The 16,128-nt window shown below is 51.8% G+C and carries 14 protein-coding genes and 1 tRNA gene; 6 read left to right on the top strand and 9 right to left on the bottom strand.

All coding sequences use genetic code 11. The features are described from left to right. Window positions 1–8: 8 nt before the first annotated feature. Window positions 9–740 carry a hypothetical protein gene (locus AADEFJLK_RS16170; protein WP_103974961.1) on the top strand — a complete coding sequence of 244 codons (732 nt, stop codon included), beginning with the start codon at window positions 9–11 and terminating at the stop codon, window positions 738–740. A 97-nt stretch (window positions 741–837) separates the two neighbouring features. Here AADEFJLK_RS16170 and AADEFJLK_RS16165 read toward each other — a convergent pair whose 3' ends face one another. The 4 genes from AADEFJLK_RS16165 to ygfZ all read right to left on the bottom strand — a co-directional run bounded on the left by AADEFJLK_RS16165 (window position 838) and on the right by ygfZ (window position 4,834). Then, entirely contained in the window at window positions 838–1,857 is a 1,020-nt protein-coding gene (locus AADEFJLK_RS16165) for a COX15/CtaA family protein (RefSeq protein ID WP_103974960.1), read from the bottom strand. Between the two features lie 155 nt (window positions 1,858–2,012). Further along, window positions 2,013–3,149 carry a DNA cytosine methyltransferase gene (locus AADEFJLK_RS16160; RefSeq protein WP_103974959.1) on the bottom strand — a complete coding sequence of 379 codons (1,137 nt, stop codon included), beginning with the start codon at window positions 3,147–3,149 and terminating at the stop codon, window positions 2,013–2,015. Further along, window positions 3,146–3,793 carry an Eco29kI family restriction endonuclease gene (locus tag AADEFJLK_RS16155; protein ID WP_103974958.1) on the bottom strand — a complete coding sequence of 216 codons (648 nt, stop codon included), beginning with the start codon at window positions 3,791–3,793 and terminating at the stop codon, window positions 3,146–3,148. The genes AADEFJLK_RS16160 and AADEFJLK_RS16155 overlap by 4 nt, the downstream gene beginning before the upstream one ends. A gap of 78 nt (window positions 3,794–3,871) precedes the next feature. Next, window positions 3,872–4,834, bottom strand: coding sequence for a CAF17-like 4Fe-4S cluster assembly/insertion protein YgfZ (gene ygfZ / locus AADEFJLK_RS16150; protein ID WP_088619643.1), 963 nt, complete (start codon window positions 4,832–4,834; stop codon window positions 3,872–3,874). 680 nt (window positions 4,835–5,514) lie between these two features. Between ygfZ and AADEFJLK_RS16145 the strand changes: the two genes are divergently transcribed. Next, entirely contained in the window at window positions 5,515–5,958 is a 444-nt protein-coding gene (locus AADEFJLK_RS16145; RefSeq protein WP_103974957.1) for a hypothetical protein, read from the top strand. Window positions 5,959–6,017: 59 nt separating this feature from the next. On the opposite strand, the gene rnd is transcribed toward AADEFJLK_RS16145, so the two are convergent. From rnd to AADEFJLK_RS16125, 4 genes are all read right to left on the bottom strand, one after another. Beyond that, window positions 6,018–7,181 carry a ribonuclease D gene (rnd, locus tag AADEFJLK_RS16140; protein ID WP_088619645.1) on the bottom strand — a complete coding sequence of 388 codons (1,164 nt, stop codon included), beginning with the start codon at window positions 7,179–7,181 and terminating at the stop codon, window positions 6,018–6,020. A gap of 57 nt (window positions 7,182–7,238) precedes the next feature. After that, the gene (locus tag AADEFJLK_RS16135; RefSeq protein WP_088619646.1) at window positions 7,239–7,796 is read right to left on the bottom strand and encodes a DbpA RNA binding domain-containing protein; all 558 of its coding nucleotides are present in this window, start codon (window positions 7,794–7,796) and stop codon (window positions 7,239–7,241) included. Window positions 7,797–7,907: 111 nt separating this feature from the next. Further along, on the bottom strand, window positions 7,908–9,206 hold the full coding sequence (locus AADEFJLK_RS16130) for a peptidylprolyl isomerase (protein WP_088619647.1): 1,299 nt from the start codon (window positions 9,204–9,206) through the stop codon (window positions 7,908–7,910). Next, window positions 9,203–11,920: an LPS-assembly protein LptD gene (locus tag AADEFJLK_RS16125; protein ID WP_103975104.1), complete on the bottom strand. Its 2,718-nt coding sequence runs from the start codon at window positions 11,918–11,920 to the stop codon at window positions 9,203–9,205. The genes AADEFJLK_RS16130 and AADEFJLK_RS16125 overlap by 4 nt, the downstream gene beginning before the upstream one ends. A gap of 119 nt (window positions 11,921–12,039) precedes the next feature. Between AADEFJLK_RS16125 and AADEFJLK_RS16120 the strand changes: the two genes are divergently transcribed. The 4 genes from AADEFJLK_RS16120 to AADEFJLK_RS16105 all read left to right on the top strand — a co-directional run bounded on the left by AADEFJLK_RS16120 (window position 12,040) and on the right by AADEFJLK_RS16105 (window position 14,674). Next, entirely contained in the window at window positions 12,040–13,047 is a 1,008-nt protein-coding gene (locus tag AADEFJLK_RS16120; RefSeq protein ID WP_103974956.1) for an aminoglycoside phosphotransferase family protein, read from the top strand. Further along, on the top strand, window positions 13,047–13,727 hold the full coding sequence (gene murU / locus AADEFJLK_RS16115; RefSeq protein ID WP_103974955.1) for an N-acetylmuramate alpha-1-phosphate uridylyltransferase MurU: 681 nt from the start codon (window positions 13,047–13,049) through the stop codon (window positions 13,725–13,727). Before AADEFJLK_RS16120 ends, murU begins: the two co-directional genes overlap by 1 nt. Window positions 13,728–13,804: 77 nt before the next feature. After that, window positions 13,805–13,891, top strand: a tRNA-Leu gene (locus AADEFJLK_RS16110). 93 nt (window positions 13,892–13,984) lie between these two features. Continuing rightward, a complete protein-coding gene (locus AADEFJLK_RS16105) occupies window positions 13,985–14,674 on the top strand; it encodes an O-methyltransferase (protein WP_103974954.1) in 690 nt (229 codons plus the stop codon). Between the two features lie 87 nt (window positions 14,675–14,761). On the opposite strand, the gene AADEFJLK_RS16100 is transcribed toward AADEFJLK_RS16105, so the two are convergent. Then, entirely contained in the window at window positions 14,762–16,075 is a 1,314-nt protein-coding gene (locus AADEFJLK_RS16100) for a metallophosphoesterase family protein (RefSeq protein WP_103974953.1), read from the bottom strand. Between the last annotated feature and the right edge of the window lie 53 nt (window positions 16,076–16,128).

Below are 16,128 nucleotides of genomic sequence, written 5' to 3'. Positions count from 1 at the left end.
TAAGGGATATGGGTGCTTTAGCCAAAACGTTGTGTTTAACCGCGATAGGGTTTTTGGCGGCTTGTGCGGTTAATGACCCTTACCGTTACAATAACTATTCTTCCTATTCTTATTCAAGACAATACTACCCATCAGGCGGTACTTATTGGACAACAGGGAGAACTTATCAGCAACCCGCTTATGGCGTGCCGAATAACGGCTATGACTATTATGAATACAGGGATAATCGCCAAGACTACTACCCAAATGGCGTAGACCGTGATGGGCGCGGCTATCAATGGGAAAATTATCAGCGCGGCGAAGCAGGCCGCGACCACGACCACAGGCACGAGGGAAGGGCTGACCGGGACGACGGCCCGCATGATAATGGCCATTCAGGTACGGGCGCTAACGGTTGGCAGCATTCCCAGCACCCGCCTTCGCCGCACGGCGATGGCAGAGGGGAACACCCAGAACCGATGCACCCTGAGCCCCCGGCCTTCCATGCCCAACCGCATCATAATGCCCCTATTCCCCGCCCCGAACCTGCGCCCATGCCACAGCATCAAGCACCAGCCTTCCGTCCCGAACCTGCGCCTATGCCGCAGCATCAAGCGCCAGCCTTCCGTCCCGAACCTGCACCCATGCCACAGCATCAAGCGCCAGCCTTCCGCCCCGAACCTGCGCCTATGCCGCAGCATCAAGTGCCTGCGCCCTCGCCCTCTGTGCATCATCCAGGCCAACATCATGAGCATCAGTAGGTTAAGCTAGCGATAAGCACCAGCAAAAGCCCCGCTATCTGCGCGCTAGGCTCTGGCTTGCCAATAATTTTCCGACGCTGCTGAAGCAAGATACGGGTTAATAGGCGCTCTCTTCCTTTTGGGTGAAATTCCCGCCCACAACTCGGCGTTGCGCATAGCCTAAGCACATAAACAGGAAAAACTGGCAGCCGAAGATCATATTCGCCATCAGCAAATGGATGGGTTGGACGACGGCGGGCATCCCTAAGCGGTCAAGGCAGACCCCCGCCAAAATAGCGGTGACGATCAGTCCGGCCAACGCATAACCCGTGCGCAATAACAGCGAGCCTGGGGCGACGTTTTTACGCAATTGCCAAACAACCCATAAATTCGTGAACAAAATCAGCGAAGAAAACGAGCGGTGGACATAAAAAATGATCGGGAAATCGTCGCGCCAGTATTGGCGTTCGATATAGCTGTGTTCATGGGCGATAAAATCCACCGCCTCACGCACTTGCGTACCCATCGCCACTTGCACCAACGTCATCGCCATCGCCACTTTTAGGACAGTCCGCACGGCTCTGGATACGTTGCTGCCGTCTAGCTGGCCGATTACGTCACGTTGCGAACGGGTAATGGTGTAAATGAGCAACGCGACAATGCCTAAGGCCAGCAACATGTGCAGGGTAATCATAATCGGCTTGAGGTTACTGGCCACTACTGTGGAGCCTAGCCAGCCCTGAAAGCCCACCAGAAAAAAGCTGCTTAAAGCCAAGTAAAAAATAGTTTTGTCGGTGCGTAAAAAAATCCGCGACGACCACGCGGTCAGGAAAATCAAAAAGCCGATACTCACCCCGACTAGGCGGTTGGTGTATTCTGTCCAGGTTTTCACCGGATTGAACTGGGTGCTTTCATAGCCGCGTTGGGCGTAGATTTCGTGGTAGTTGGCGGGCAACTGCGCTTCTTCGGTGGGTGGCACCCATTGCCCGAAACAGGTCGGCCAATCCGGGCAACCCATCCCCGCCCCCGATGCGCGGACAATGCCGCCGACGAGGATAACCAGATAAACCGCAAAGATAGTCAACGTACCTAAGCGGCGGAAACGGGCAATGGCTTGAGGGTCTAAAGATAGGGACATAGCAATAGGCAAAAATAAGGCGGCAGGTCAGGCAGTTGCCGACCGATGCCACGGTTAATGAAAGTTTGGTGTTCAGGTTTTGGCGTGACGGTAAATAACAGTACTTTGTGAGCTTTAGCGAAGCGGCTTGTTAGGCCGGAGCTTAACGACAAAAACTACCGCACTATTTTATTCGCCAATTCAGCACCTATTTTTTCAGCCAACAACACAGGCACCGCATTGCCGATCTGGCGCATAGCCTCGCCCCACGCGCCTTTAATAACAAAGTCATCAGGGAAGGTTTGTATCCGTTTCGCCTCAAAAGCGGTGAAATAACGGACGCTACCGTCATTGAAGCGGATCATATTTTCTCCGCCCGGAACACCATGCCCTCCGGCTTTGATGGTTTTTGACGGCCAATCAAAATGGCTGCCTGTATGTCCTGAATAGGTGCGTGCGCCAGCACGAAAAATATGGTCAATTATGCCGTGATTTGATGTCGGGTCCGGCACATCATACAAGGCATCGCGTATGGTTTGCCAAGGTAACAATTCCGGTTCAAACAGGCCATACCTATTCGATAACCGGGTTATTTTGTCTTTAAGTGCCCCCTTTAAAACAGGCCGCAATGCGGTAGGGATATTATGGCGTTCCCAGTATGCCCCTGTTATGTACATATCCCAAAGCAACCTATCTTCTGAATGGGTTGCTGGCGGAAACGTCCATGATACGCCAAGGTCAGTCCGAATACCGACAATAACCACCCGCTCGCGGGTTTGTGGCACACCATAATCGGCGGCATTCATTAATTTGAACGTAACCGCGTATTTTTTCTGTGTGTAAGCAGACTGACTAATATGCCGCAGTTCATGAAGATGCTGCTCCCAATTTGAGCTGTCGGCCATAGCAAAATCGGGGTAACTTAACCTTAAGATAATATAGTCGAAATAATCGGCAAAACTTTGCCGCAGCAACCCCTTTACATTTTCAAAGACAAAGGCTTTAGGGGCGAGCCGTTCAATAGCCCGTATAGCGTAGGGGAACATATCCCGGCTATCTTGATTGGCTTGATGTTTACCGCCCAGCGAAAAGGGTTGGCAAGGCGGCCCGCCAGCAACCACGTCAATTTGTTCAAGACTGTCCAAATCAAAATTTTTAATATCGCCAAAAAAAACCCTTTCTGGATCAAAATTTTCAGCGAGTGAATCACAGGCGTGCTTATTAAACTCCACAAAAGCGGCGTGCTTAAACCCCGATAACTCTAAACCTTTCGCTAAACCACCAGCACCTGAAAAAATTTCCAGCGTTTTCATAGTGAGAAGCCAGTATTTTGCAAATGACGCAAGATATTGGCAACAATGACGTTTTTCTCAGTAGGTACGCCGTTGCATTTATTCGCCCAAGCCCTCCCTTCGTGAATAACATCCCAATCTGACTTTGCTTTCCCGTATCGGCCACTGCCGGGATCATGGTTGCCAAAGCCATCAACAACCGTATTCCAAAGCGGCGTATTCAATCTGATTAAAGCCGCTTCGATTGTGCCGATCATATCAGAGCCGTCTGCTTCGAAAATGACGAAACGGCACATAAAGTCCTCAAGTGCCAGTTCCGCGCCCACACTGATGCTCCTACCATGTTCCCGAAGACGGCCAGCAAGTTCGCGGGACTGGTTTAAAAGATTATCAGAAGTACGGGCTTGTCTCCAGCCTTTAGGTACGGCCTTACCGACGTATATAGGATAGCTATAGGCAAGACGGTTCAATTCTGCATATTTTGTGTATAACGGATTTTTTCCTGTGTAATAGAGGGCATATACCCCGGTTCCCAAGAAGGATTCGGCTGGGGGAATGGGATGGACAGGCGTTCCGTTAAAAAATCTAACTGCATCTTTGACCAATTCTGCAAATGCTTCATTTCTATAGAGGTGTTTACTGCGATCAAACGGTTGTAACTTCATAACGTCAATAGATCCTTCGTCAAGCGTTGTATCTTCTCATACTGGAATGCTTAATGCACTTTACGCCTAACCGCCACACTACACCCGCCAAGCCATACCGTCAGACGGCATAACCGCCATAAGACGGCCATCCGCTAAGGTTAACGGATACACCCCCGTTTCGGACAATTGCACTACCACCAACAGCTTGCAAACTGCCCCGTCCGCTTGCGCCGCCAGCACCTGCCCGACCGTCTCGCCTGCGCTATTGAGTACCGCACTGTTAGGCTCAGGCAAGTTGCCGTGGCTTTCGGCTAACAGCATACCGCGCTTACTTTTGCCTAAGTAATGGGTGCGGGCAATAATCTCTTGGCCGGTATAACAGCCTTTTTTAAAACTGATGCCGCCGAGCTTATCCAGATGGAACATTTGCGGCACAAAGGCTTCCGAGGTGGCGGGGCTAAGCCAGGGAAGGCCGCAATACAGGTCGCGTAGCCGCCAATGTGCCGAAGGGCTGGCCTGATAGCCTTGTCCGGTATAGGCCGTCCAACAGGCAATGGCGGCTTCGGGCGCGGCCAGGATAAGGACGCGGTTATCCAATTGGATCTGGCAGACCTCATCTGCCTGGCGCGTCGCCAACCAAGGCGCAGCTTCTTCGGTATCAGCCCCCAACAAGGCATAATGGTCGGTATTATCAGTAAACGTGACCGAAGAGCGGAGCACAAACAGGCTTAAGCGTTTTTTCAGGGTGTCCAGTAAGGCCAGCGGGACGATTAAATGGAATACTTCGGCTTGCCGGACAATTAAAAACGTGGCGATGGCACGGCCTTTTGGGTTACAAATCGCCGCCAAGCTGCTCTGGGTTTCGCTCAGGTCGTTAATATTGCAAGTGATTTGCCCCTGCAATAAAGTCGCCGCATCTTTGCCGCCTACCGTCAGTATCCCAAAATGCGCCAAAGGGTATAGGCATTGGCGGCCTTGGGAGCGGATAGGGAAAGTAATGTCGGTAGCGGTGAATTCGGCGTGGGCAGAGTGCAGGAAATTTTGCCAGATAGGGTTCATAGTTGTATTTAAGGGCTATTTTTATGGCCAATGGGGGCGGCTTTGGCTAAGGTTCGGGTACACACCCACCGGCCAGTACGGTGCTATTTGCTTCGTCCCATTTAGGGCAAACCAATTTATACTCTGAACAGTCAAGTTTCCGGTTAATCCTAAAACCGAAAACTTGACCGTTTAAAGTATATAGGGAATGCAAAGGCCTAGGACAGCTAAGCCTTTACTCTTTTTCCCTGCCTGTTCCTTGGCGTTTATCGGAGTATTTTAACATGGCAAGGTTTGAGCTTGATCGCCTATCGCTTAACAATTGCCATCTTATTCGGAAAAAAAATAAAGGCCACCGTGTTTTAAAACAAACAAAGCCCACTCCTCTCACTACTAAAATATTTTCAATAAAATCAAATTGTTAATATTTTATCTAATTTGTAAAGGTAAATAAGTCACTGTTAAGCGGTGAATATAACATAACCCTAATATTTATATGTGATTAAACTGGCAATCGACCAGAGCCATGGCGCATAAGTAACCGCTCATTGATCATTTAAAAATAGATGCACACTTACTTATAATCCTCGCATAATCAGATCGCTTGCACCATTGACCGCTGGTATTTTACAACCGAATCAAAGCAATCATCACTTAGCAGACCAATATTACGCTAACAAATTGATTCTTAGGATATATCTATGGAAGCTCCGGCCACTAAAACAACTCAACTTGCCTATAGCGATTTTTATTTTTTGGGCAGTTTTGCAAAAAACCCTGACTTTCAAGGCAATGCGTCATCCGCTATGGTTCGCTTAAATGTGGATAACCCTAACGAAGGTGAGGGCAGCCCATTTTGGAATATATGGGTTATCGGTTTTGATCATTGCGGTTGGCAAAAGGCCAATATTTCCATTGCCGCGCGCTTGGCACAAGTCAGCCACCTGACTGGTATCATCACCATTATTGCGGTATTTGCCTACGACGCTAACAAATCGGGCGGGCGCGGGGCGGAACAGCTTGTCGAACTTAATTTTTCTTTTGATTTTCAGGAAAATGCTTATTTTATCGAGCTGGAATTGTTAAATGCCCCCATTATCAGCAGACCGGACATTACCTATAGGGTCAGCCTGCTCACTATTTGAGCAGCCTTTGACCCTAAGCCTTAACTAACACACCGTAGCATTCATGGGCTAGCTGACTTTTAAGGCCGTGCCTGGATAATCGCCAGCTTATCCGCTTGTATCCCCAACAGCAATTCACCTTTTAACAGGCCAAGCAATTCTTCGCCTGCCATCGCATAACGCCAGCCGTGCAACAGCGGACAGTCGTTATCGTCCTCCAGCAGCAACAAGTCTTCCAAATCTTTGCGCGAGGCGAGGATGCTGGGGTTGAGGAGGTTTTCCTCGGCACGGATTCTGACTAAGGCGGTAAGAATATCCAAGATCGCCTCTTGCTGTTGGGTTTTCTTCGCCGCCCGCCCGTCATTGTGTAAGGGTATCGGCGGCTGATTTTTGGCGGCACTGATGAGTTGGCAGAGTTCTTTGCCATAGCGGCGCACGACATTTTCATTAATGCCGCGTACCGCCGCCAAATCGGCACTGGTTTCCGGTTGCAACTTGGCAATGTCAAACAGCAACTCGTCCCGCAATAGCCAGCTTTTCGGGCGGTCTTCTTGCTGAGCCATTTTCTCGCGCCATTCACTAATGGCCTGAATGATGGCAAGCTGGCGGCCAGACAATTTGTTTTTGCCCTTAATTTTTAGCCACGCTTTGGCCGGGTCAACCGCATAAACGTCGGGATTGGACAACTCGGCAAAATCCTGTTTCAACCAATCGGCACGACCCAGTTCAGCCAACTTTTGCAACATGATCTGGTAAATCTGGCACAGATAAATCACGTCATCGGCGGCGTATTCGATTTGCGCTTCGGTCAACGGGCGCTTGCTCCAATCGGCGCGGGTGTGGGCTTTGCTAAGATTGATATTGAGCAAACTGGACACCAGCATGGCATAACCGGGATTATCCTGATAACCCAGTAACGGCGCGGCGACTTGGGTGTCAAAAATTGGCGCGGGCAACTTGCCGCGTAATTGGTAAAAAATTTCCAGATCCTGACGGCAAGAATGAAATACCTTGACAATAGCAGGGTTTTCAAGTGCTGTAAACAATTCATCCAAATCCGGCAAGGCCAAAGGGTCTATGCAAGCCACCCACTCAGGGGTAGCTATCTGTAACAGGCAGAACTTCGGATAGTAGGTTTTTTCCCGCAAAAATTCGGTGTCCAAGGCCAGCCAAGCACTGTCGCGTATCAACGCACACACAGCGGTAAGTTTATCAGGGGTGTTGATATAGTTGATCGTGGTCATACAAGTTCAGAGGGATGATAAAAAAGCCGCCGGGGCAGCCGTGTGCAGGTGGCGGCATCAGTCCGTGCCGGTTTCTTCGGTGGCTTTGCTCATTTTGGGTGCGGACGGCTTGCCCCGGCGGCGGTGCAAATTACTGCGTTTTTTGTAACGCGGTTTAATGCGTTTTATCGCCAGTGGCCGCCCGTCGATTTCGACGGTTTTCAAATGCAGGAATATATCCGCCGGCATGGCATCAGGCAAATCAATTAAGGTATACAGGCCACGGACAGAAATATTGTGGATATTGTTCTTATCCACGCCCGATTCTTCGACCAACACCCGTTTGAGGGTATCGATACAAACTTGGTGCAGATGCCCTACATCCAAGCGGTAGCGCACCATTTTTAGGGTTTCGGCGGGCTCGGTCGGCAACAGGATAGCGGCGGGTGGCGGCGGTTGGATAAGATGCAGCAAAGCCGCCGCACACGACAGCAAGTCGGTGTCCAAGTCGGCGGCAAGACTTTTCAGGCGGACGCGGTCTTTAGCAAGCGGCACGGCCGCCAGAATCTGCTGTAAACGCGCCTTCAATAGCTCTGGGGTCAGGCTAGGCTCAAGGGCTTGATGGCTATTGTTCATCGTTGGCAACTAGTTATTTTAATGAGAGCACGTCAGGCTGACACGGCTGGGCTAGCGCAATACAAGGCGATACCGCCCGACACGTCAGCAACGCGGCTTTCAGGCTTGCCGTCAAAGCCTGGCCGGATTAATCTCCACATACGCTTCGTCACGGACGCGGCGTATCCATAACTCCGTTTCTTCTTCAATCTTGCGCTTTCTCAGCGCGTCCCGAACTTGGTTGCGGTGGTATTCGACGCTGTTATCCTTGCTTTCGCGATCCAGCACTTGAATCAAATGCCAGCCAAATTGCGATTGCACAGGGTCGCTGACCTGCTTGATGTCCAAGTGGTTCATCGCCTCTTCAAACGGCTTGACCAAATCGCCGGGCGATACCCAATCTAACGAACCGCCTTTTAACGCCGAGCCTTTATCATCCGAATGCGACCGCGCCAGCACGGCAAAATCATCGCCGTCAAGCACCCGCGCCTTGAGGCCAAACAGGCGTTTTTGCGCTTCGGCATCGTCAATCAGCTCATTGGTCTTAATCAAAATATGCCGGACTTTGGTTTTGGTGATGACGTGGTTATCCAGCCCCTTATTTTCAAACATTTTGATAATATGGAAACCGCTGGGGCTACGGATCGGCTCGCTGACCTCACCCGTGTGCATCTGGCTGACCCCGCCGCTAAAGACGGTCGGTAAAGTGCTGGCGGTGCGCCAACCTAAATCGCCGCCTTTTAAGGCATTGGCATCATCCGAATGGCTGATGGCGGCTTGGGCAAACTCTGCCCCGCCGCGTAATTTGGCGACCAGCTCATTGGCTTCGCGCTGGGCTTTTTGAATGTCATCGGCGGACGCGCCTTCTTTAATGGCGATCAGGATATGCCCCAGATGGTATTGGATAGTATCATCTGTTCCGACCTTACCTTGGGTTTCCAGATAATGGTCAACCTCCTGCTCAGTCACCTTAATACGCCCGCCAATTTCCCGGCCACGCAATTGGTTGACGGCAATCTCATCGCGCATATTGTCCAAAAAAGCCTTGTAGGTCATACCCTGCTTTTCCAACTCGCCCCGAAATTGTTCCAAGGTCATATTATTGCGCTGGGCAATATCTGCCGCCGAACTGTTGAGCTGGTCATCGCTGACGCTGATGCCCGCCCGTTCCGCCATTTGCCGTTGCAGCTTATCGACAATCATTTTTTCCAGCACTTGTTTGCGCAGCACCGATTCGGGCGGCATTTGCGTCTTACTGGCGGCAATACGCTGCATGATAACCGTCGTTTCTTTTTGCAGTTCCTGCTCCAAAATGACATCGTCCTCGACCACGGCGACAATGCCGTCCAAGGTTTCGGCATGCAGACCCAAGCCCGTGCCCAGCACAAGCGCCAGTAAAGCAGCGGCGGTGATATGTGTGTGTCTACTCATTTGCCAGGTTTCCGGTAACCATAAATACTCTTCACGAAGAAATCATCCAATTGTTCGCCGACCCCCGTCAAGCCTTTCAGCTCAATCTGAAAGAAGATACCTGTGGTGGCCGTGCCTTCGACGGTATTGTTGCTAAGGACATCAGTGTTGTTTATGACATTGATGCTGTTGAGGTACTGGCGGCCAATAATACGGAAACGCCAGCAACAGTTTTCTTTCTCCAAACCGATAAAACCGTCTTGGGTACTATTATACAGCCAGGAATACTGCCAGCGTCCGACCATTGACCAGTTACTGTAAATCGGCCAGTGGAACGACATGTCGCTTTGGGTAATGTCGTTGCTACGGTTGGGGATTAGCGGGTTAAGCCGATACAGGTAGCCCAAGTTAATCACTTCCCCCGGCTCTCCGGTCAGATGGATAGTCGCCTTGCCCCGGACAATCTTATTGCTGTGCGGATCCCATTGTATACCCGAATCAATGGCGACATGGCGGTTAAATTGCGACGACATTTCTGTCACCAACGGCGAACTGCTCTGAGTTTCCACCGGACTGACCGCACATAAAACCGACGGATAGTCGCCGCATAAGGTCACATCGCGGTTACGGAAATAAAAAATCTCCCCGATGCTCAATTTCAGGCGCTCCAGCCCCGTAGCCGGATCGACCACCCGTGTGGTGAGCGCGGTAGTGACTTGGTTGGCATCTTGGATACGGTCCGAACCACTGAAACGGTTTTCGCGGAACATCGAACTGTACCAAAAGTCATATACCGACGTATCAAACAGCGGTATCTGGTTTTGGTTCACTTTCGGAATGTACAAGTAAAATAGCCGTGGCTCCAAGGTATGAACCAAGGTTTTATCGGCAAACTGAAAGTTCTTCTCCAAAAACAACCCGGTATCCGCCGACATAATCGGCACGGTGCGCGACACTTCCTTAGACAAACCTGCGGTGGCCTGATTGGTCAGCACATAATCGGTGTGCTGCAAAGAAACCTTAGGGGTCAGATAAGCGCTGGCGGTTTGCATGGGGAAACTGACCGAGGGCTTGAAATTAAAGCGCTGGCCATTGACCAAGCTATCATGCTGAAAATAGACCGATTCGTTTTCCAACTGCACATCCAAGGGGACGACGGCATTAAACGAATGCGCCAAATTAAGGTTAATTTGCGGCAAACGGCGGTAAGGAATTTGGCTACCCGATAAGGTCGGGTCAATGGTCTGATAGTTTTCGGCCCGTGCGGTCAGCGCCACACCTTCGCGGATATAATTGATGTCCGCTTGGCTTTTGACAAAACTGAAGTTAGGAAAGTTTAAGGCATTGCCCAATTCGGCAAAGTAGTTTTTATCAGAAACGTAATTCAAGTCCAGATTAGCGCTGATATTGGGCGAAAACTGGGTGCTGTTTTTTATCGAGCCTTGATAACGGGCGCGGCTCAGCACCTCATCATTGGGCATATACTCCAATAAGACTTTGCCGCGCGAGGTTTCGGTCAGGTAGCGGAAATCACTGCCCAGCATATAACCGCGCTTGGAGAAATATTTCGGCTTAAGGATGACATCGTAATTCGGGGCCAGATTCCAGTAATACGGCGTAGACAAATGAAAGCCGCCCGTTTGGGTGTTGCCGAACACAGGCGCTAAAAAGCCCGACAAGCGTCGGTTATCTATCGGGAAGCTCAGATAAGGCGAATAGAATACAGGAGCCCCCTTAAATTCCAACCACGCATGTTTCGCAGAGCCCTTGCCTTTAAATTTGTTCAATTTCAGCTCGGAAGCATGGATCGCCCAATCCTGATTACCGGGGCGGCAACTGGTGTAAGTGACGTTTTGGTAATGCGACAGGCTTTTGTCATCCCGATACACCGCTTCGGCATAACCGCGTAACGGGGTCGCCGGATACACGAACAAGGTATCACGCAGTTTGGCCTGGTCGGTCGCCAATTTTATGTTGGCGGAATCGCTGTGCAACGCCAGTTCGTCGTCGCTGTAATAGACGTCACCGTGCAAATCTAAAGTCTCCGACACGCTGTCATAATTGGCGGCATGGGACTGGGCATGTTGGTCGGCGCGGTTCATCTCCACCTCACCCGAATAATTGCCGATTTCATTATCCAATATTTCCGAATAATTGGCTTTGACATCCATCGGGAAGCGCTCGCGCAGCCGTTCAACCGGGGTGAAGTTTTTTTGCGTCCCCACCGCCGCCATACAATTGGCCCAAGGGTCTCTAGGAAATTGTGCCGCCAAGGTATGCAGCACCTGCTCTTGCTGAACGCTAAAGGCCGGATCAAGCAAGCGGATATGCCAACCCTGCACATCGTCCTCACGGCTATCCGCACTGCATTGGGGGTCACTGGCGCAGGGCTTAATGGCAGGCCTGACCACAGGCTCCGGCACTTTCAACACCCGCGCCGTAGGCGGCGGTACGGCTACCGCTACAGGTGCGGGCAAGGGAGCCGCTACGGCAGGCGCGACCGGAGGCGGAAGCGACAGCGGCGGGGCGACGGCAGGCGGCGCTACCGTCAGCGGTGCAATCGGCTTGGGCGGCGTACTGGCAGCGGCCTCTGGAATTGCAGCCGGGCTGGCATCATCCAAACACACCCACTCATTGGTGTCCTTATCCTGCTGGCAAGCCCATACTGAGGTGTCAGCATGGCCGTTCGAGGCGGTCAGTGAAGGTAAAAAAACCAGAAACAAGCGACGTAGCATAGGCGGCATCAAGTTTATTAGCGTGAGAGTCGGTAAATCGAATAGAATGCAGAATACGCATTCTACCTCAATTCTATTACTGTCAGATAACTAATCTGCCCTATTACCTAAGCCCGAACATGTCCGAAGACCTAAGAACCCTGACCTTACGCGATTGGCTGGAAAATGACCTGTTACTGGAGGTCACCGCTTTCCGACCTGCCTCCAGCGATGCCAGTTTCCGCCGCTACTTTCGCGTCACCACCCCCGATGCCGTGCTGATTGCCATGGATGCGCCCCCTGCCACCGAAAACCTGCCCGCCTTCATTAAAGTTGCGGGCTTGCTGGCGGCAACCGGGCTGCAAGTGCCCACCATTTTCGGGCAAAACTTGGAAGACGGTTTTTTACTGCTGGAAGATTTCGGTAGCCAAGCCTTTTTGGACACCGTGGCTAAGGCCGGCCCCGAACCCTACTACCCACAAGCCTTGACTAATCTGCTCAGCCTCCAGACCCACACCGACAGCCGCCATTTCGACTTGCCGCGTTATGACGAAGCCCTGCTCAAACGGGAGTTTGCCATTTTTAACGACTGGTTCGTCGGGCAATGGCTGGACATCGAACTGCCCGCTGCCGTCATGGCCGACCTGGAACGGGTGCTGATTAGCTCCGCCTTGGCGCAACCCGTGGTCTGTGTGCACCGGGACTACCATTCCCGCAACCTGATGGTGCTGGCTGACGGTACCTTGGGGGTCTTGGATTTCCAAGATGCCGTCTTAGGCCCCATCACTTACGACGCGGTGTCCTTATTGCGTGATTGCTACATCACTTGGCCGCCTGAACAGGTTGCGCACTGGCTGACAGACTACCATCAGCACCTGCAACAAGCCGGACAGTTAACCGCCAACTTAGCGGAATTTACCCGCTGGTTTGATTTAATGGGTCTGCAACGGCATCTGAAAGCCATCGGCATTTTCACGCGCCTGCATTTACGCGACGGCAAATCCGGCTACCTGAACGACATCCCCCGCACCTTAGGCTATGTCCAAGCCGTCACCGCCGCTTACCCGGAATTGGCGGCTTTCGACCAACTGCTGCACAGCCAATTACTGCCCGCTTACCGCCAAGCTGCCCAGAGGATAACCGCCTGATGAAAGCCATGATACTCGCCGCCGGACGCGGCGAACGGATGCGCCCGTTAACCGACCACACCCCCAAACCGCTGCTCAAAGCCGCCGATAAGCCATTGCTGGAACACACCCTCAAGCAACTGGTCAGTGCCGGATTTACCGATATTGTCATCAACTACGCCCATTTTGGGCAACAAATTGCCGATTATTTTGGTACGGGGGCGGCTTGGGGGGCGAGCATCCGCTACTCGCCGGAAGGCGATTACGGCCTAGAAACCGCAGGCGGCATCATTAATGCCCTGCCCTTATTGGGCGACGGGGTGTTTCTGGTCGTCAACGGCGATGTCGCCACCGACTTCCCTTTCGCCAGCCTGCACCAGCAAGCCGTCGATTTGGCACATCTGGTACTGATTGACAACCCGCCACACCATCCGGCGGGCGACTTTGCCTTAAGTTCCGATGGCAAGGTTGCCGAACACGGCGCGACTAAACACACCTTTAGCGGCATCGGCCTGTACCGCCCCGAACTGTTCCGAGGCCAAGCCCCCGGCATCAGCAAACTCGCCCCCCTGCTCCGCAGAGCCATGACCGCCGGACAGGTCAGCGGTGAGCATTATGGCGGCTTTTGGATGGACATCGGCACGCCGGAACGGCTGGCGTTTTTGGATGGCTATTATCGGCAGGAAGCTGAACCCAGATAGCCACAGCGTCCTGAACGCATAAAAAATTAAAAATCCCTTGCCCTTTTCAAAAAGCCGCCCTATAATAGCTCATCTTTGCCGGGGTGGCGGAACTGGTAGACGCGCCGGATTCAAAATCCGGTGATGGTGACATCGTGCCGGTTCGATTCCGGCCCTCGGTACCAAAGAATACAAAAGGCTTGACAAGAAATTGTCAGGCCTTTTTTATTGCCTGCTATAATCCCAGCCGTTTCCAACCCACTACAAGGAACGGCGCCATGAGCGAACCGCAATCCCCCACCGCTAACAACCCTAGCGTACTGATTCCTGTCAATCCCGCTATCGAAGCCTACCAACACGGCCTGCTGCACCCTACCGACCATCCGGTCTTAGCGGACATGGAAGCCTTGGCGGAAAAAAACAATTTCCCGATCGTTGGCCGTCTCGTCGGCGCGTTTCTGGCAACCCAAGCCAAAATGATCGTCGCTAAGCGGGTTTTTGAATTTGGCAGCGGCTACGGCTATTCCGCCTACTGGTTCGCCCAAGCGGTCGGCGCACAAGGCCAAGTCATCTGCTCCGAAGCCGACTTCCTTAACCAAGAAAAAGCCCAAATGTATCTCAGTACCGCCGGATTATGGGATAGGATAGAATTTAAAGTCGGCATGGCGCAGGAACAATTCGCCAAAACCGAAGGCCTGTTTGACATTTGCTATAACGATGTCGACAAAGGCGACTACCCCGACATCTGGCAAATGGCCAAAGACCGTATCCGCCCAGGCGGGCTGTACATTGCCGACAATGTCTTATGGCGCGGGCGGGTAGCGTTGGAACAGTACACCGACGTGTTCAGCGGCTGGACTGAGGCCATCAAAGAACACAATCGGCAAGTCTTCAACGACCCCGAATTTGACGCTTTTATCAACCCGACCCGTGACGGGGTCTTGGTGGCGCGGAAGAAAACGCCATAATGGAGAGTGCCGCCAAGAACGGCGGCACCGAAACAACTATAAAGCGTTGCGGCAGGGCTTAAGCCCGCCACAACCGCCGGGTAACGCTTAAGGCAGGCGGATACTGCTGTCTAAACGGACAACCGGATCAACCATGGTATCGTCAAAACCATAAGTGTTCATATAGACTTTGCCGTCTTGCAAAATGCTGATCTTCGCCCATGAATACATACGGTCTTTAGGGTTGCCGGTCGCGACAGACGTTTCAAACGGTGAACCACCGGAGCCGACCAACACTTGGTAAGCAGAACCGGCTTGGCTGAAACCGTTGATTTTTTGCAGGCTGTAAATATGCTCATGGCCGCAGAAATAAGTGGCTTGGTACTTCACCATAATATCCCAGAACACATGCGCCGCCGCAGAATCCTTGTCATTCAAAGAAGACGTGCTGGACGGCGCTGAACCTAAATAGTTATAGAAAAAAGCCGGTTTATGGCCGAACGCGAAGAAATGCGCAGCGCCTCTGGCTTTTGCGGCGCTGAAATCATTTTCCAACCAAGCGCTAGGTGCGTAACCGTCTTTGCCCACCGCATCGGTATTGATAACGGCAAAATGTGACGTGCCAATATCAAAAGAGTAAGTCAATTGTGACTGGTCTGTCGTCACGCCATCAGGGTTGACCGCATAAGGTGCTGGCGTAGTCGCCAACGTGGCCGGATCATAGTAAGGGTTATTGTACGGATTGAAGTTAGTTACCGTCAGGCCTAATTTAGTCAGACGGTTGCCGTCCATAATCAAATCGCCCATATTGTCTTTCCAAGCCGTTTCGTTCTCGGCTTGGGCAGATTTACCGCAACGTTTACATTGCACTTCATGGTTGCCGGGCACAGGCACCACATAAGTGCCGGTCTCCATCAGATTGGCGATCATACCGCGCCAAAACCCATACTGCTTATAAAACTGCATCAAATCCGAATTGGCGACATCCGTCACCGTCGGGCTAGTAATCGCCGCTTCACCGACACCGTTTGAGGTTCTGGCCACAGGCACGCCCGCTTTACCATAACCCATAATCATATCGCCGTTAAAAAACATCAGATTGGTTTTTTGGGCTTGGATAGCGCTTAAAATCCGCGCCCACGCTTTAGAATTTTGCAGCCATTTGCAATCTTGTCCTGACAAACCAGGGTTAGGCGTAATGCCTGTGCCGGATGGGGTTTGGCAATAACCTTGGCCGACCAAGCTGGCGTTTTTAACACTAGGGTCTAAATTGACAGGGTCTTGACGTGAGTCGCCCACCGTCGAAAAGCTTAACACTACCGGATTAGAAGCGGCATGGGCAGGTGCGCTGACCAGCAAGGCGGTAAACAACGCAGCAGACAAGGTTTTTAAGGCAGGTGCAAACAGCTTAGGGGTAATCATTAAAAAGTCTCCAGTCTTGGAATGATTCAGGTTGAACCGGAAAGCTTAGTGCA

Source organism: Methylovulum psychrotolerans, from assembly GCF_002923755.1.
Taxonomy (GTDB): Bacteria; Pseudomonadota; Gammaproteobacteria; order Methylococcales; family Methylomonadaceae; genus Methylovulum; species Methylovulum psychrotolerans.
The sequence above is the reverse complement of the archived record's forward strand: the minus strand, read 5'-3'. Positions and strand labels throughout refer to the sequence as shown.

What these genes read in the sequence shown, in the direction of transcription:
- AADEFJLK_RS16170 (WP_103974961.1), top strand. Translation starts at nt 9, where the DNA reads ATGGGTGCTTTAGCCAAAACGTTGTGTTTAACCGCGATAGGGTTTTTG.
- AADEFJLK_RS16165 (WP_103974960.1), bottom strand. Translation starts at nt 1,857, where the DNA reads ATGTCCCTATCTTTAGACCCTCAAGCCATTGCCCGTTTCCGCCGCTTA.
- AADEFJLK_RS16160 (WP_103974959.1), bottom strand. Translation starts at nt 3,149, where the DNA reads ATGAAAACGCTGGAAATTTTTTCAGGTGCTGGTGGTTTAGCGAAAGGT.
- AADEFJLK_RS16155 (WP_103974958.1), bottom strand. Translation starts at nt 3,793, where the DNA reads ATGAAGTTACAACCGTTTGATCGCAGTAAACACCTCTATAGAAATGAA.
- ygfZ (WP_088619643.1), bottom strand. Translation starts at nt 4,834, where the DNA reads ATGAACCCTATCTGGCAAAATTTCCTGCACTCTGCCCACGCCGAATTC.
- AADEFJLK_RS16145 (WP_103974957.1), top strand. Translation starts at nt 5,515, where the DNA reads ATGGAAGCTCCGGCCACTAAAACAACTCAACTTGCCTATAGCGATTTT.
- rnd (WP_088619645.1), bottom strand. Translation starts at nt 7,181, where the DNA reads ATGACCACGATCAACTATATCAACACCCCTGATAAACTTACCGCTGTG.
- AADEFJLK_RS16135 (WP_088619646.1), bottom strand. Translation starts at nt 7,796, where the DNA reads ATGAACAATAGCCATCAAGCCCTTGAGCCTAGCCTGACCCCAGAGCTA.
- AADEFJLK_RS16130 (WP_088619647.1), bottom strand. Translation starts at nt 9,206, where the DNA reads ATGAGTAGACACACACATATCACCGCCGCTGCTTTACTGGCGCTTGTG.
- AADEFJLK_RS16125 (WP_103975104.1), bottom strand. Translation starts at nt 11,920, where the DNA reads ATGCTACGTCGCTTGTTTCTGGTTTTTTTACCTTCACTGACCGCCTCG.
- AADEFJLK_RS16120 (WP_103974956.1), top strand. Translation starts at nt 12,040, where the DNA reads ATGTCCGAAGACCTAAGAACCCTGACCTTACGCGATTGGCTGGAAAAT.
- murU (WP_103974955.1), top strand. Translation starts at nt 13,047, where the DNA reads ATGAAAGCCATGATACTCGCCGCCGGACGCGGCGAACGGATGCGCCCG.
- AADEFJLK_RS16105 (WP_103974954.1), top strand. Translation starts at nt 13,985, where the DNA reads ATGAGCGAACCGCAATCCCCCACCGCTAACAACCCTAGCGTACTGATT.
- AADEFJLK_RS16100 (WP_103974953.1), bottom strand. Translation starts at nt 16,075, where the DNA reads ATGATTACCCCTAAGCTGTTTGCACCTGCCTTAAAAACCTTGTCTGCT.